General features: G+C 72.2%; 15 protein-coding genes and 2 tRNA genes. 9 read left to right on the top strand and 8 right to left on the bottom strand.

Annotated elements, in window-relative coordinates; genetic code table 11:
• The first annotated feature begins 59 nt into the window (after nucleotides 1–59).
• The 4 genes from ROT00_RS11830 to ROT00_RS11815 all read left to right on the top strand — a co-directional run bounded on the left by ROT00_RS11830 (nucleotide 60) and on the right by ROT00_RS11815 (nucleotide 3086).
• A complete protein-coding gene (locus ROT00_RS11830) occupies nucleotides 60–1328 on the top strand; it encodes an LCP family protein (protein ID WP_404775087.1) in 1269 nt (422 codons plus the stop codon).
• A 137-nt stretch (nucleotides 1329–1465) separates the two neighbouring features.
• Nucleotides 1466–1550 (top strand) — tRNA-Ser (locus ROT00_RS11825).
• A 56-nt stretch (nucleotides 1551–1606) separates the two neighbouring features.
• Nucleotides 1607–2911, top strand: a complete 1305-nt coding sequence (locus tag ROT00_RS11820; RefSeq protein ID WP_404775085.1) for an LCP family protein — start codon at nucleotides 1607–1609, stop codon at nucleotides 2909–2911.
• A gap of 83 nt (nucleotides 2912–2994) precedes the next feature.
• Nucleotides 2995–3086: transfer RNA gene (locus ROT00_RS11815), tRNA-Ser, on the top strand.
• A gap of 70 nt (nucleotides 3087–3156) precedes the next feature.
• Here ROT00_RS11815 and ROT00_RS11810 read toward each other — a convergent pair.
• Genes ROT00_RS11810 through ROT00_RS11795 form a run of 4 tightly spaced genes read right to left on the bottom strand, consistent with a single transcriptional unit; the run spans nucleotide 3157 to nucleotide 5874 of the window.
• Nucleotides 3157–3666, bottom strand: a complete 510-nt coding sequence (locus ROT00_RS11810) for a nucleoside deaminase (protein ID WP_404775083.1) — start codon at nucleotides 3664–3666, stop codon at nucleotides 3157–3159.
• Nucleotides 3663–4667: an alpha/beta hydrolase gene (locus tag ROT00_RS11805; RefSeq protein ID WP_404775081.1), complete on the bottom strand. Its 1005-nt coding sequence runs from the start codon at nucleotides 4665–4667 to the stop codon at nucleotides 3663–3665. The genes ROT00_RS11810 and ROT00_RS11805 overlap by 4 nt, the downstream gene beginning before the upstream one ends.
• A complete protein-coding gene (locus ROT00_RS11800; RefSeq protein WP_404775079.1) occupies nucleotides 4664–5281 on the bottom strand; it encodes a TetR/AcrR family transcriptional regulator in 618 nt (205 codons plus the stop codon). The genes ROT00_RS11805 and ROT00_RS11800 overlap by 4 nt, the downstream gene beginning before the upstream one ends.
• On the bottom strand, nucleotides 5281–5874 hold the full coding sequence (locus ROT00_RS11795; RefSeq protein WP_404775077.1) for a hypothetical protein: 594 nt from the start codon (nucleotides 5872–5874) through the stop codon (nucleotides 5281–5283). Before ROT00_RS11795 ends, ROT00_RS11800 begins: the two co-directional genes overlap by 1 nt.
• Before the next feature lie 157 nt (nucleotides 5875–6031).
• Between ROT00_RS11795 and ROT00_RS11790 the strand changes: the two genes are divergently transcribed.
• Nucleotides 6032–6988, top strand: coding sequence for an aldo/keto reductase (locus ROT00_RS11790; RefSeq protein WP_404775076.1), 957 nt, complete (start codon nucleotides 6032–6034; stop codon nucleotides 6986–6988).
• Nucleotides 6989–7010: 22 nt separating this feature from the next.
• On the opposite strand, the gene ROT00_RS11785 is transcribed toward ROT00_RS11790, so the two are convergent.
• The 4 genes from ROT00_RS11785 to ROT00_RS11770 all read right to left on the bottom strand — a co-directional run bounded on the left by ROT00_RS11785 (nucleotide 7011) and on the right by ROT00_RS11770 (nucleotide 10985).
• On the bottom strand, nucleotides 7011–8348 hold the full coding sequence (locus ROT00_RS11785) for an MFS transporter (protein ID WP_404775074.1): 1338 nt from the start codon (nucleotides 8346–8348) through the stop codon (nucleotides 7011–7013).
• Nucleotides 8349–8380: 32 nt separating this feature from the next.
• Complete coding sequence (locus ROT00_RS11780) at nucleotides 8381–8857, bottom strand: RpiB/LacA/LacB family sugar-phosphate isomerase (RefSeq protein ID WP_404775072.1); 477 nt, start codon at nucleotides 8855–8857, stop codon at nucleotides 8381–8383.
• 102 nt (nucleotides 8858–8959) lie between these two features.
• Entirely contained in the window at nucleotides 8960–9925 is a 966-nt protein-coding gene (locus ROT00_RS11775; RefSeq protein ID WP_404775070.1) for a LacI family DNA-binding transcriptional regulator, read from the bottom strand.
• Between the two features lie 115 nt (nucleotides 9926–10040).
• Nucleotides 10041–10985 (bottom strand): DUF1214 domain-containing protein, encoded by a 945-nt coding sequence (locus ROT00_RS11770; RefSeq protein ID WP_404775068.1) that lies wholly within the window; start codon nucleotides 10983–10985, stop codon nucleotides 10041–10043.
• Between the two features lie 335 nt (nucleotides 10986–11320).
• Between ROT00_RS11770 and ROT00_RS11765 the strand changes: the two genes are divergently transcribed.
• From ROT00_RS11765 to ROT00_RS11750, 4 genes are all read left to right on the top strand, one after another.
• Entirely contained in the window at nucleotides 11321–11836 is a 516-nt protein-coding gene (locus tag ROT00_RS11765; protein WP_404775067.1) for a GNAT family N-acetyltransferase, read from the top strand.
• On the top strand, nucleotides 11833–12936 hold the full coding sequence (locus ROT00_RS11760; protein ID WP_404775065.1) for an amino acid ABC transporter permease: 1104 nt from the start codon (nucleotides 11833–11835) through the stop codon (nucleotides 12934–12936). Before ROT00_RS11765 ends, ROT00_RS11760 begins: the two co-directional genes overlap by 4 nt.
• Entirely contained in the window at nucleotides 12933–13754 is an 822-nt protein-coding gene (locus tag ROT00_RS11755; RefSeq protein ID WP_404775064.1) for an amino acid ABC transporter ATP-binding protein, read from the top strand. Before ROT00_RS11760 ends, ROT00_RS11755 begins: the two co-directional genes overlap by 4 nt.
• Before the next feature lie 104 nt (nucleotides 13755–13858).
• The gene (locus ROT00_RS11750) at nucleotides 13859–14878 is read left to right on the top strand and encodes an ABC transporter substrate-binding protein (protein WP_404775062.1); all 1020 of its coding nucleotides are present in this window, start codon (nucleotides 13859–13861) and stop codon (nucleotides 14876–14878) included.
• The last annotated feature ends 43 nt before the right edge of the window (nucleotides 14879–14921 follow it).

The following is a 14921-nucleotide window of genomic DNA, read 5'->3' as shown; positions in this document are numbered from 1 at the left end:
CATCCCGCTATCCTCACACCCAGACGGCCATCGACCTGGTCGGTCCGGGGAGCGCAGCCATGGCGGCACGGCACGGCAGACAGCGGCGCCCGAGCGCGTGGCGCGCGCTCGGGAAGGGCCTCGCCGTCGGCGTGTCGGTGCTGCTCGTCTCCACCCTCGGCGTCGCCGCCTACGCCGTCGCCGACCTGTACGACGACGTCCAGGAGCCGCCGAGCTTCACGCTCGAGAGCGAGGAGGTGCTCGCCGACATCCCGGACATCGGGGTGATGGACGGCGGCCTCACGTTCTTCCTCGCCGGCATCGACAAGCGGCCCGCCGACGGGTCCTTCGGCGACCCCGAGGAGGACTCGGCGGTGCTGAACGACGTGAACCTGCTCGTGCACATCGCGCAGGACCACTCGCACGTGGAGGTGGTGAGCTTCCCGCGCGACCTGCTGGTCAGCGTGCCCGAGTGCGCCGACCCGAACGGCGCGGAGGGCGAGACCCTGTCGTCGATGTCGAGCGTCAAGATCAACACCGTCTTCCAGCACGGCGGCCTCGGCTGCGTCGCCGAGACGGTCGAGGAGCTCGTCGGCATCCCGATCCCGCTCGCCGGGGTCGTCGAGTTCGCCGGGGTCGCCGCGATCAGCGAGGCGATCGGCGGCGTCGAGGTCTGCCTCGTCGACCCGATCGACGACCCGTGGTCGGGGCTGACGCTCGCCGCGGGCACGCATTCGATCTCCGGGTACACGGCGCTCGCCTTCCTGCGCACCCGGCACGCGGTCGGCGACGGCTCCGACCTCGGGCGCATCTCGAGTCAGCAGGCCTTCATGGCGTCGCTGATGCGGAAGGTGCAGGAGGAGGGCGTGCTCGACGATCCGGTGCGGATGTACTCGATCGCGAAGGCCGCGCTCGCGAACATGCAGCTCTCGAGCTATCTGCAGGACCCGGCGACGCTCATCTCGATCGCCCGAACGGTGCAGGATCTCGACCTCTCGCAGATCGTCTTCGTGCAGTACCCGACGCGGTACACGGAGGACCTCTCGGCCGTCGTGCCGTCCGATTCGGCCGAGGCGATCAACGCGGCGCTGCAGGCGGACGCCCCCATCACGCTCGCCACGACCGCCACCGACGACGCCAGTTTCGGCACGGCGCCGCTGACGCCGGCGCCCGAGACGCCGGCCGCCCCGGATCCGGACGCCGAGGCTGCGGGCGGTGAGGCGACGACCGACGGGGCGACGGATGCCGCGGGGGCGACGGCCGCCGCGACGGACCCTCCGACGCTCCCCGACGACGTGACCGGGCAGTCCGGCGACGAGGTGCGCTGCTCGACCGCGAACGCCGGCTGATCAGGGGATCCGAGCTTGCCTCAGCGCCTTCTCAGGCCCGGATGGCAGGCTTTGGGTGACGTGGTTCGGTAGAATCGGGGCCTGTCCGTCTCCGGCGTGTCGAGGTGAAGTCCTCGCCGCGACGGGATCGCGGGCATGGAGGGCTGTCCGAGCGGCCGATGGAGCTGGTCTTGAAAACCAGTGGGCAGCAATGCCTCGTGGGTTCGAATCCCACGCCCTCCGCGTCGTCCAATCCCCTTGAGCCAGGCAGACGGAAGGAACGCGATTTGCCTCACGACGTGCAGCCCACTTCGCGGCGCTCCGCCAAGACGCCCTCGCTCGCCCGGCACGGCCGGCTCCGCCGCAGCGCGGCGTGGAAGACGGTCCTGAAGGGCGTCGCCGCGGCCGCGGCCGTCGTGTTCGTGTCCGGCGGTGCCGTCGCCGCGTACGCGGCGTGGGACCTCGCCGCCTCGGCGCAGCCCACGGTGACCCTCGACAGCGAGAAGGTGCTCGAGGGCGTCCCCGACGTGGGCGCGATCGAGGGCGGCGTGAACCTGCTCGTCATCGGCAGCGACAGCCGCCAGGGGCAGGGCAACGGCTTCGGCGATCCCGACGAGGACACCGCCGTGCTGAACGACGTCACGATGCTGCTGCACATCGCGGAGGACCACTCGCACGTCGAGGTCGTGAGCTTCCCGCGCGACATGTACGTCTCCGTTCCCGGCACCTGCACCGATCCCGCAGATCCCTCGGAGGAGCTGTCGGCGCTCTCGAGCGTGAAGCTCAACAGCGTGCTCTCCTACGGCGGCATGGACTGCGTCGTCAAGACGGTCGAGGAGCTCACCGGCGTCACGATCCCGTTCGCGGGCATCGTGCAGTTCATGGGCGTCGCGGGGCTCTCCGAGGCGGTCGGCGGCGTCGAGGTCTGCGTGGCCGAGCCGATCGAAGACGAGTACACCGACCTGAACCTCTCCGCCGGCATGCACGAGCTCGCCGGGCTCGAGGCGCTGCAGTTCCTCCGCACCAGGCACGGCGTGGGCGACGGCTCCGACCTCGGCCGCATCTCGAACCAGCAGGTGTTCCTCTCCGCGCTCGCGCGGAAGCTCCAGTCCGACGGCACGCTCGGCGACCCGGTGAAGCTCTACAGCATCGCCAAGGTCGCGCTCGCGAACATGCAGCTCTCGTCGAGTCTCACCGACCCGACGCGCATGATCTCGATCGCCAAGGCGATGAAGGACGTCGACCTCTCGAAGATCGCGTTCATCCAGTACCCGACCGGCTACATGGACGACGGGGTCGTGCCGGCGGAGTCGGCCGAGCTCGTGAACCAGGCGCTGCAGAACGACGAGCCGATCACCTTCGACCCGAACGCCGACCAGACTGACTTCGCCTCTGCGGCCGACCCGAACGCGCCGGCGGCGTCCAGCGCGCCGAACGCCGACGTCGCCGCCCAGGGCGACTCGAGCGACGCGCCCGCCGACGGCGAGTCGAGCGACGCGCCGGTCGAGTCGACCCCGCCGCCGGGCTCGCTGCCGGGCGACGTCACCGGGCAGACGGCCGACGAGGTGCGCTGCTCCGCGGGCCGCACGCTCGCCGACCAGTAGGGCTGGCGCCCGCGCGCCCTCGAATCGTGATTCGCGGGGCCGTCGGGTTATGATGGCAGTCGCGTGCGCGCAAGCGTTCGCATGGAGACGTCGCATAGTCCGGTCGAGTGCACCACCCTGCTAAGGTGGAGTCCCCGTAAGGGGACCGCGGGTTCAAATCCCGCCGTCTCCGCCACTCGAAACGCCCCCGCAGTCTGCGGGGGCGTTCGCGGTTTCAGGGGGCGGGTGGGGCGACGGACCGCGCGTCACCCCTCACGTTCGACGAGCCGGCGCTGCAGCTCCTTGACCTCGTCGACGAGCTCGGGAGCTGGGCCGGTGACCGGGATCCGCGGGGCGACGGCGTTGATCGGCAGCGCGGCGACGGGCCCGGGCGCGAGACCCCAGTCGGCCCGCCACTGCGCGAGCTGCGCGGACGCGGTGGCGTAGACGATCCGGCCGAGGCCGACCCAGGCGTGCGCGGCCGAGCACATCGGGCAGTGCTCGCCGGAGGTGTACACGACCGCGTTCCGACGCTCGGCCGGGGAGAGGTGCTCGGCCGCCCAGCGCGCGATCTCGAACTCGGGATGGCGGGTCTCGTCGCCGCCGGCGACCCGGTTGCGGTCCTCGAAGCGGACCGCCCCGGCGGCGTCGACGAGCAGCGAGCCGAAGGGTTCGTCGCCCGCCTCCAGCCCCTCCCGTGCGAGCTCGACGCAGCGTCGGAGGAACGCGACGTCCGTCGGGTCGGTGGCGGGGGCGATCTCGGGTACGTCGTTCATCGTGCCTCCGTGGTCGTGGCCGAGGTGCTCGGGCGGCCGGTTCGATCTGCATCGGCGGCCGACCCTCCGCTGCACGCCAGGGTACTCGCGTCCGCTCGGGGCGCTCGGCTCACCGGACGCTCCTCCGCACGGCGCGGGCTGCTCAGCGCGGCCAGGAACGAGGCGACCGCGGTGCGGTACTCGGGCTCCGCGTCCTTGAGGCCGAGGAGGTGGCCGGTCGGCAGCTCGGCGACCTTCGCGTGCGGGTAGCGGGTGCTGAGGGTTCGGACCTGGGCGGGGTCGAGCACCGCGTCCTCCGTACCGACGAGGAAGAGCATCGGAGTGGTTCCCGAGGCGGAGGCGCTCGCGTCCGGCGGCCACTCGGCTCCGAGCATCGAGACGGCGGTCGCGGCGAACGCGGCGACGGCGGACGGATGGCGCAGCGCCGAGCGGGCGAGGGCGGGCAGCTGCGCGCCGCCGTCCGAGACGAAGCGCCGGAGCATCGGCTCGAGCTCCAGACCGGGACCGCTGTCGCAGAGGATCGCCTGGATCGGGGTCGCCGGGGATCGCAAGGAGTACAGCGTCGGGAAGGTCGAGAACGAGAATCCCCAGACGACGACGGGTCCGGCGTTCGGCCACCGCTCGGAGGCCGCCGCGAGGCAGGCCGCGATGTCCCGGCTGAACCGATCGGCGAGCTCGCGCCGCGCCCGGTCGGTCCCCGAGCGACCGTGGTTCCGGTGGTCGAACAGCAGGACGTGGTAGCCGAGTCGGTGCAGCAGCTCGGCGTGGCGCAGGCTCGCCGACTTGGTCAGCCCGATGCCGTGGCCGACGATCGCGGTGCCGCTTCCCCGGCCGGGCACGAGCCAGACATGGAGGTCGATGCCGTCAGCGGTGCGGACGGTGCCCTCGCTCGCCTCGAGGTCGAAGTCGGCGGGATGACGGTGGTGAGGTCTCCTCGGTGGGCGGAAGAGCCGTGCAGCGAGACGGCGGCCGAGCAGCGAACCGAGCCGGTCGCCGATCATGTCGCGGCCCCGCCGCCTGCGGGCGCCTCGGCATCCGCATCGAGCACGGCGGCCGAGGCGGCGAGCACCGACGGCATGAGCCAGGGCGGTTGCGCGGATTCCCGGATGACGAGGCGCGCGGCCGAGTACGGGAGATCGATCAGGGCGAGTCGGGTGCGGCCGAGCGCGGCCGAGTCGACGCGCTCGAAGCGCGCTGCCGCGAAGCGGCGGATCGCGCGGGCGACGTCATCGTTCAGGGTGCGGAGCTCCTCGCCGAGCTCGTCCGGCCAGAGCGCGATGAGGTCCTCCCGGCGGTGCCGGGTGAGGAGCTTCGCCTCGGTCGGATGCTCCGTGCTCCAGTCGAGCGTGTGGCGGACGGCGCGCTCGGCGGCGATGCCCGGATCGGCCGAGGCGAGCGCGTCGAGGAAGCCGCGCTGGAACCGCTGCACGGTACGCACCCAGAGCGTGGCGACGAGCAGGTCCCGGGAGGGGAAGCGGTGGTAGATCGAGCCCGACGGCGCGCCGAGCCGCTTCGCGACCGCGACGGCGGTCGCCGCGTGGGCGCCGTCCTCCGCGATCAGTTCGAGCGCGGCATCCAGGATGTCCTGCTCCGAGTACTTCGCTGCTCGCCCCATCAGTGCGCCGCCTTTCCGATCGGTGGTTCCTGTTCCGCGAGCCGGCTGAGCTCGCGCAGCTGCTTGCGCATCATGAGGAGGTCGCCCCAGGCCAGGGCGGTGTTGCGCGCCGCGGCCGCGCGGCCGGCCGTCGGCATCCGCAGGACGGCGCCGAGCCGACGCTCGTCGTCGGCGATCCGGTCGATGCGGTACTCCACGACGAGCGCGCCGAAGAGCCGGGACGGTGCGCCGGGGCGCATGCCCAGGGTGAGCGAGCGGTCGGTCTCGAAGTCGAGGAGGGTGAAGATGGTCATGAACCGCTGGCCGACGGCGAGGCGGGTCATCGCCGGATCGGCGCGCTGCGGGCTGCGGCGGGCGAAGTTGTCGATCCAGTCGTAGCTGTACGGGGCGCGACGCAGCTGGCACAGCCAGAGGTACAACGCTTCGGGCGTCGCGGTCGTGCGCACTGCGCGGGTCGCGATCGTGCGGGGGTCGGGGAGGGCAGCGGCGGGGCTCGATCCGCCGTGGCTCGGCCCGCCGGGGATCGGCCCGCCGGGGATCGGCGGACCCCAGCTCCACGGGGGTCCCGGCCGGGGGCGGGTCGACGAGGTCATCGGGGCTCCTTGCATCCGAGCCAATAATAGAGACCGATCTCTATTAAGTCGAGCGTTCCACTCGATGATCGAGCGCAGACGCTCGACGTCGATCGAGGGGTAACGTCGGGTGGGGCCGACCGCGGCCCCCGCTCTCCCGCCGAACGAAGGATCCCGGATGACCGCCACCGCCGCCCCCGAGCCGTCCGTGAAGCGCGTCCCGCTCGGCGGCACGGGCCTCGAGGTCCCGAACCTCCTGCTCGGCGCCATGCGCATCGAGGACCTCGACGACGCCGCGATCCGCGAGCTCGTCGACACCGCGCGCGCCGCGGGCATCAGCTACATCGACCATGCCGACATCTACGGCCGGGAGCTGCACGGCTGCGAGCGCCGCTTCGCCGAGGCGCTCCGGCTCAGCCCCGCCGAGCGCGACGAGCTCACCATCCAGACGAAGTGCGGCATCGTGAAGGGCGAGAGCGCCTTCGACTTCTCCTACGAGCACATCGTCGACTCGGTCGAGGGTTCGCTCGAGGCGCTCCGCACCGACCGCATCGACGTGCTCCTGCTGCACCGGCCCGACGCGCTGGTCGAACCCGACGAGGTCGCGCGGGCGTTCGACGAACTGCACGCGGCGGGGAAGGTGCGCGCCTTCGGCGTCTCGAACCACACGCCCGGCCAGATCGAGCTGCTCCGGCGCTCGCTGAACCAGCCGATCGTGGTCAATCAGATCCAGCTCTCGCTCGCGCACGCGTTCGCGATCGCCCAGGGCGTCGCCGCGAACATGTCCGACGAGCAGTCCGTCGTGCGCGACGGCGGCGGCATCGTCGACTACGCGCGCCTGCACGGCATCACCCTGCAGGCCTGGGCGCCCTTCCAGGGGCCGGCGGGCGTGTTCCTCGGCTCGGATCAGCACGCCGAGCTGAACGCCGTCATCGATCGGATCGCGGCCCGGTACGGCGTCGAGCCGATCGCGGTCGCGACGGCGTGGCTCACCCGGCATCCCGCCGGCATCCAGGTCGTCCTCGGCACGACGAAGCCGGCCCGCCTGGCCGCCGCCGCGCAGGGCTCCGACCTCCGGCTCAGCCGCAGCGAGTGGTACGAGCTGTTCCGCGCGGCCGGGCACATCGTGCCCTGACCGCGCGGAACGCCGCGCCCGGTCAGGCGGTCACGGTCTCGCGCCGCGCCTCCTCGATCTGCGCCGCGACCTTCGCGCGCTGCGCCCGGCCCCAGGTCTCGCGGGCGGTCAGGATGCCGGCGAGGCCGATCACGGCCGCGAGGATGTAGAGCATCGCCGCACCGGGCCATCCGAACACGCCGGTCAGCAGCGTCGCGAGCAGCGGGGCGAAGCCGCCGAGCGAGGCCGCGACCTGGTAGCCGATGGATGCGCCCGAGGTGCGCCTGGTCGTGCCGAACTGCTCGGACAGCAGCGAGCCCTGCACCCCGGTGAGCGTGGCGTGGATGAATGCGATGCCGAACACGAAGACGGCGAAGATGAGCGCCGGCACCCCGTCGTTCGTGAGCCAGTACATCGGGAACGCGAACAGGATCGCGGTGACGCACGCGGCGATGTACAGCGGGCGGCGGCCGAAGCGGTCGCTGAGCGAGCCGGCGAGGAAGGTGGTGCCGATGGCGACGACGCTCGCGACGGTGATCGCGGCGAGCGCGACCGAGCGGGTGTCGGGATGGTTCGTGGTGAGGTAGTTGAGCAGGAACGTCGCCGTCAGGTAGTACGCGAACGACTCTACGATGCGCAGCGCGATGACCCGCAGGATGCCCCGCCAGTCCTTGCGGAGCGTCGCGAGGAACGGGTTCTTCTCGATCTTCCCGGTCTCCTTCGCCTCCTCGAACTCCGGCGACTCCGAGAGCTGCGCGCGCACGATCAGGCCCGCGACGACGAGGACCAGGCTCAGCAGGAACGGCACCCGCCAGGCCCAGTCGCCCGGCAGGTTCGCGCAGACGAGGAACATGAGGCTGGCGAGTGCGATGCCGAGCGGGTTGCCGGACTGGGGGATCGCGGCGAACATCCCTCGCCGGTTCCACGGGGCGTGCTCGTACGCCATGGTGACGGCCCCGCCCCACTCCGCGCCGAACGCGAGCCCCTGGATCATGCGGATGACGACGAGGAGGATCGGGGCGAGGATGCCGACGGTCGCGTAGGTGGGGAGCACGCCGATCACGAAGGTCGCACCGCCCATGACGAGCATCGCCCCGACCAGCACGGGCTTGCGGCCGAAGCGGTCGCCGAGGTATCCGCCGATCGCGCCGCCGATGGGGCGCATCAGGAAGCCCACGGCGAGCGTCGCGAACGCGAGGAGCGTGCCGACGACCGGATCCTCGTTCGGGAAGAACACGGGGCCGAAGTACAAGGCCGCCGCGGTGCCGTAGGCGATGAAGTCGTAGTTCTCGACGCTCGTGCCGACGGCGGCGGCGATCGCGGTCTTCACCCGGTCGGGCGAGCCCAGGGGGCTCGGGGCGGTGCTGGTCGTGCTGGTCATACCCAATCTCCTTCGATTGCGCGGTGGTGGGGTCAGGGGGTGGTGTCGTTCAGGTACTCGGCGAGCGTGCGCTGCTCGAGCAGGCGGAGCTTCTGCACGCGGCGCCGGGTGTCCTCGTCGTCGTCGAACGTCGCCGTGAGGAAGGCGTCGAGGATGTCGCGGATGAGCGCGCGGGGCGCGAGCCACGCGCCCATCGCGATCAGGTTCGCGTCGTCGTGCTCCACGGCCTGGTGGGCGGAGTACGGTTCGTGCGTCAGCGCGCAGCGGATGCCGTCGATCTTGTTCGCGGCCATGATCGCGCCGGCGCCGCTGCCGCAGACGAGCACCCCGCGCTCGGCCGCGCCCGACAGCACGGCGTGCGCGGTGCGGGCGGTGATGTCGGGGAAGTCGACGGGAGTCTCGTCGAAGGTGCCGACGTCGACGATCTCGTGACCGAGGGCGGTCAACTGCTCCTTCACGAACCCGGTCAGCGGGAACCCCGCGTGGTCGGCGCCCAGGGCGACTCTCATCCGGCAACTCCTTCACCCAGCGGATGTGAACGTTTACATGGAAACGTTTACACGACTGCACAGAGTTAACCTCCGCCGGCCCGCGCTGTCAAGTCGCGCGGGTCAGCCGCGCGGGATGAGCCGGGTCGGCAGGGTCACCGACCGGGGGGTGCCCCCGTCGATCAGCTCGAGCAGCAGGCGCATCGCGACCGCGCCCATGTGTGCGGCATCCTGCTCGATCACCGAGAGCGGCGGCTCCACCAGGCGCATCCAGTCCTGGTCGTCGAACGAGACCAGTTCGACCGCCGCGCCGCGGGCGCGGATCGCCTCGAAGGCCCCGGAGCTCATCAGCGCGTTCGATGAAAGCACCGCCGTCGGCGCCGGGCTCAGCTCCAGCAGCCGTTCGGCGGCATCCGCACCGCCGCCGCGCCGCCCGTCGGCGAGCTGCACGAGCTCCGGCGCCGGATCCAGCCCGAGCTCGTCGCGGATCGCCTCGAACGCCGAGACCCGCGCCCGCCCCGTCGAGACGGACACGGGGCCGGCGATCAGGCCGATGCGCCGGTGCCCGCGATCCCGCAGGTGCGTGATCGCCTGCTCGATCCCCTGCCGCACGTCGAACGTCACGACCGGGGCGTCGACGCCGTCGAGCGTGCGGTTCAGCAGTACGACCGGGATCCCGGCCTCGACGAGCGACCGCGCGCCGTCGGCGCTCCCGCCCTGCGGCGACATCAGCACGCCGTCCACGCGCTGCGCGCGGAACGCCCGGAGATACCTCGCCTCGATCGCGGAGTCCTCGTCCGCGTTCGCGAGCATCGTCACCCGTCCCGCCGCGAGCGCCTCCTGCTCCGCCCCGTGCGCGGCGTCGGCGAAGAAGGGGTTCCGCACGTCGGAGATCGACAGGCCGATCACCCCCGTGCGCGCCAGCCGGAGGGACTGCGCCCGCGCGTTCGGGGTGTAGCCGAGCTGCAGGGCGGCCTCGCGCACGCGCTCGCGCGACTCCGGCGAGGTGGCGGGGTTCCCGCTCAGCACCCGCGACACCGTGCCGATCGAGACGCCGGCGAGCCGCGCGACATCATGAATCGTGCTCATCCAGGTCCCCGCTCGGAAACGTTTCCACGTGCGCCGTCACGGTACCACGCGGCGGGCGCCGGACGGCGTGCGCCGGACCCGTGCGCCGGGCCCGCGCGGCGGGGCTGGGCCGGGCCTAGGCGCCGGCCGGCAGCGCCGGGAACGTCCAGGTCCCGTCGAGCACCTCGGCGCGGGGCCGGTACAGCCGCACCAGGTAGTTCCACCCCTCGGTGACGGGCACCGCGTTCGGCGTGCCGACGGGCCAGTCGCCGAACCGGATCGTCAGCGTGCCGTCGTCGTTCCGGGTGCCGGTGATGTTGTTCACGGTGTACGCGTCGCGGTCGTTCGGCTCGAAGTAGCCGTCGCGGTTGTAGACGGAGACCGACCAGAAGCCGTCCACCGGGACCTCGCCGACCGTCAGTTCGTAGCGCCCGACCGGCAGCCGCGGATCGACGCCGACGTAGACCGCCTCGCTCGTCGGCAGCCCGCCCCAGCCCGCGGCGGTGCCGATGAGGTGACGCACCTCGCCGACCTCCTCCGGCGAGCCGAACGTCCGGTCGAACGAGGAGAGGTTCCGGGCGAGCGCCAGGAGCGAGGACCGGGTCTCGTCGAAGCTCTGCTCCTCGTAGTCGGGCATCTCGAACGGCTCCGCCGACGCCGCGGTGAGCGCCAGGCCGTCCTGGATCGCGGCCACCGCCGCGACGTCCGCCGGGTCGCTCGGATCGACGAGGGTGCGGACGGCGAGCACGACGTAGCGCGAGCCGAAGCGGTCGGCCGTGAGCTCGTATCGGCCCGGGTCGTGCAGGATCTCGGGCACGTAGTGCCCCTCGTTCACGATCATGGCGGACTGGTACCGCTCGCCGTGCTCGGGGATCGTGAAGGATGCGCCGCCCTGGAGGTCGACGACGGCGAAGCTGTAGAGCGTGTCGCGGTTCAGGCGGATCACGGTCTGCTTGTCGACGGCCGCCGGGGTCCGGTTGTGGAGGAACCGGTTCACCCCGCCGGCGTCGAGCTGCAGGTCGCGCATCATCCGGTGGGTCTCGGCGGCGGCGAAGTTGTCTACGTTCACACGGGTCGGCACGCGACCCAGTGTGGCAGCGCCCGGTCCGACGGCGGGGGAGGCCCGCCGGGCGCGGCATCCAGCGGATCCGGCCATCCCCATTCCCCGGCCGTCCCCGCCGTCCGGCCATCCCGATCGCCCGGCGACCCGCGGCGTAACACGGCGGCCCACCGCGTCGGGCGATGTCGAAGCGTGACGAATACGACATCCGGATGCCGCGCCCGCGGGGCGCCTCGTGACCGACGGTGACCGTATCGGTCACCCCGTGAACCGGCCGATTGCACCCGCTCCGGCGACTGCCTAGCTTCGAGGCACCGCACCGGGAGAGCCCCGGCGGATGACGACCTGGAGGCGCGATGAGCGAGACGATCGTGCGCTTCGTCGCAGCGGACGACCCGCTGGCGCGACCCATGCTCGAGGACCTCGAGCGCGAGTACGACGCCCGCTACGGCGACGACTTCGGCGAGCCCGCGAGCGCGGAGCTCGCCCGGTACCCGGTGAGCGAGTTCGCCCCGCCGTCGGGCGCGTTCGTGGTGCTGACGGAGCCGGGCGCGAGCGGCGGCGAGGAGGTCGTCGCGGGTGGCGCGTTCCGCCGCTTCGACGAGCGGACCGCGGAGCTGAAGCGGATCTGGACCCGGTCGGACCGGCGGGGGCGGGGGCTCGCCGGCGCCGTCGTCGCGGCGCTCGAGGCCGAGGCGGTGCGCCGGGGCTACTCGGCGGTCTTCCTCACGACCGGGCCGAAGCAGCCCGAGGCGGTGCGCCTCTACCTCCGCAGCGGCTACGCGCCCCTGTTCGACCAGACGCAGCCGGCCGCCGAGATCGGCATCCACGCGTTCCGCAAGTCCCTGCGACCCGAAGGAGTCCCGGCATGACCGCCACCGCCACCCACCACGGCCTGAAGGTGGTCCCCGTGAAGCACTGGGGGAGGTGGGCGCTGTCGGCGCTCGTCGCCTTCGTCGTGCTGCAGTTCCTCTGGTCGCTCGGCGCGAATCCGCAGTGGCAGTGGGACGTGTTCGGGGAGTACTTCTTCAGCCCCTCCGTGCTGAACTCGCTGCTGCTCACCCTCGGCCTCACCGCGATCTCCGGGGTCATCGGCTTCGTGCTCGGCGCGGTGCTCGCCGTCTTCCGGCTGACCCGCTCCCCGCTGCTGAACGCGGCCGCGTGGTGGTACATCTGGTTCTTCCGCTCTGTGCCCCTCGTCGTGCAGATCCTCGTCTGGTACAACCTGGGCTACCTCTACCCGACGCTCGGCCTCGGGACTCCGTTCACGACCGACTTCTGGCTGGTCGAGTTCCCCACCACGACGCTCGTCAGCGCGTTCGCCGCGGCGACGATCGGACTCTCCCTGCACCAGGCGGCGTACTCGGCCGAGATCATCCGCGCCGGCATCCTGTCCGTCGACCAGGGCCAGCTCGAGGCGGCCGCCGCGCTCGGCCTGCCGCGGCGCGTGCGCTTCTTCCGCATCGTCCTCCCGCAGGCGGCGCGGGCGATCGTCCCGAACGCGTTCAACGAGATCATCGGCCTCGTGAAGGGCACCTCGGTCGTGTTCATCGTGGCGCTGCCGGAGCTCTTCTACACCGTGCAGGTGATCTACAACCGGAACCAGCGGGTCATCCCGCTGCTCCTCGTCGCGGTGGTCTGGTACGCGGTGATCACGACCGTGCTCTCGATCGCCCAGTACTACGTCGAGCGGCGCTTCGCCCGCGGAACCGTGCGCGAGCTGCCCCCGACCCCGATCCAGCGGGCGCGGCGCTGGATCGCGGCCGCCTGGGCCGGACTCGGGGATGCCGCGGCGGCGGACCCGCCGGACGGACCCCCGACCGCATCGACGGCGCCGCCCCGGACCCGGACGCCGGACCGCACCCCCGCCGCCTCGTCCGCGCCGGCGGAGCGGACCGAGGCCGCGGCCGACGCCGGGCTCGCCATCGCCCTCGCCGACGCCACCCGTTCACGCACCGGAGGTGCCAAGTGACCACGTATCTCGCCCCCTCCTTCGACGAGCAGTGGACGCCGGGACGGCCGGCGGCGACCGTCGGCCGCGTCGTCGTCGAGGACGTCTCGAAGTCCTACGGCGTCCACCGCGTGCTCCGGGACGTCTCGCTCACCGTCGAACCCGGTCAGGTCGTCGTGCTGCTCGGCCCCTCGGGCTCGGGCAAGTCCACCCTGCTCCGGGCGATCAACCACCTCGAGACCGTGGACCGCGGCGCCGTCACGCTCGACGGCCAGTACATCGGCTACGAGCGGCGCGGCGAGCGGCTGTACGAACTCCGCGAGGCGGAGGTGCTGCGCCGGCGCACCCAGTTCGGGCTGGTCTTCCAGAACTTCAACCTGTTCCCGCACCTCACGGCCATCGAGAACGTCATCGAGGCGCCCCTCGCGCTGAAGCGGCAGACGAAGGCCGAGGCGATCGCGTCGGCGCGGGCGCTCCTCGCCAGGGTGGGGCTCGCCGAGCACGCCGAGCAGTACCCGCGGCAGCTCTCCGGCGGCCAGCAGCAGCGGGTCGCGATCGCCCGCGCGCTGGCACTGTCGCCGAAGGTGCTGCTGTTCGACGAGCCGACGAGCGCGCTCGACCCGGAGCTCGTGGGCGAGGTGCTCGACGTCATCCGCACGCTCGCCCGCGAGGGCACGACGCTCATCATCGTCACCCACGAGATCGGCTTCGCCCGCGAGGTCGCCGACCGGGTCGTCTTCCTCGACGCCGGCGAGATCGTCGAGGAGGGCCCGCCGGCGCAGGTGCTGCGCGCCCCCAGGCAGCAGCGCACCAAGGACTTCCTCGCGAAGGTGCTGTAGCGCCCCGCGAGAAGAGTCCGGTGCGGCACGCAGCGCCGCACCGGGGACCCCGCGCGCCGCCCGGCGCCCGGGACAGGCACGACACGAGACACGAGGAGAGGCCCATGGCACTCAACAGGAAGCAGATCGGGGTGATCGTGGCCGGCGTCGCCGCGCTCGCCCTCGCGGGCGGCGGCATCGCCTGGGCGGTGGCCGCCGGCGCGGGAACCGCGGATGCCGCGGAGAAGCCGGCCACGGAGGAGCAGGTGGAGGCGGCGACCCAGTTCGACCTCACCTCGAAGAACGCGGCCGACCGCCCCCGCATCGAACCGGTGCAGGCCGCGGTCGACGCGCTCGCCGCGAGCGGGTTCACGCCGATCGAGCCGGGCAAGCTCACCGTCGCCGTCTCGCCCTTCGCCGCGCCGCTCGGCGTGCTCGCCTCGGACGACGACGCGACGCCGATCGGCACCGAGCCGGACTTCGGCTCGCTCGTCGCCGACGGGCTCGGCCTCGAGTACCACCCGGTCGCGGTGAACTGGGCCGACTGGCCGCTCGGCGTGCAGTCGGGCAAGTACGACCTCGTCATCTCGAACGTGACGGTGACCGAGGAGCGCAAGGAGCTCTACGACTTCGCGAGCTACCGGCAGGACCTCCTCGGCTTCTACGTGAAGGCCGACAGCGACATCGACCGCATCGAGGAGGCCGCGGACATCTCCGGCCTCAGCATCGTCGTGGGCTCCGGCACGAACCAGGAGAAGATCCTGCTCGCCTGGAACGAGGAGCTCGAGTCGGCCGGCGAGGAGCCCGCCGAGCTCGTCTACTACGACGACCAGGCCGCCGGGGACCTCGCGGTCGCCTCCGGCCGGGTCGACGCGACGTTCGGGCCGAACGCGACGGCGGCCTACAAGGCGGCGACGACGGGCGAGACGAAGCTCGTCGGCACGCTGAACGGCGGCTGGCCGGAGACGGCGCCGATCGCGGCGGGCACCGCGAAGGGCAACGGGCTCATCGAGCCGGTGCAGCTCGTGCTGCAGTCGATCATCGACGACGGCACCTACGACGAGGTGCTGCAGCGCTGGGGCCTCACGAGCGAGGCCGTGGACGCCTCGGAGCTCAACCCGCCGGGGCTGCCGAAGACCGACTGAGCGCCGGGTCGCAGGCGGATGCCGCGCGGGCTTCGTGCCCGCG

The sequence above is a fragment of the Agromyces mediolanus genome, from assembly GCF_044917495.1.
GTDB classification, from domain to species: domain Bacteria; phylum Actinomycetota; class Actinomycetes; order Actinomycetales; family Microbacteriaceae; genus Agromyces; species Agromyces mediolanus_B.
The sequence above is the reverse complement of the archived record's forward strand: the minus strand, read 5'-3'. Positions and strand labels throughout refer to the sequence as shown.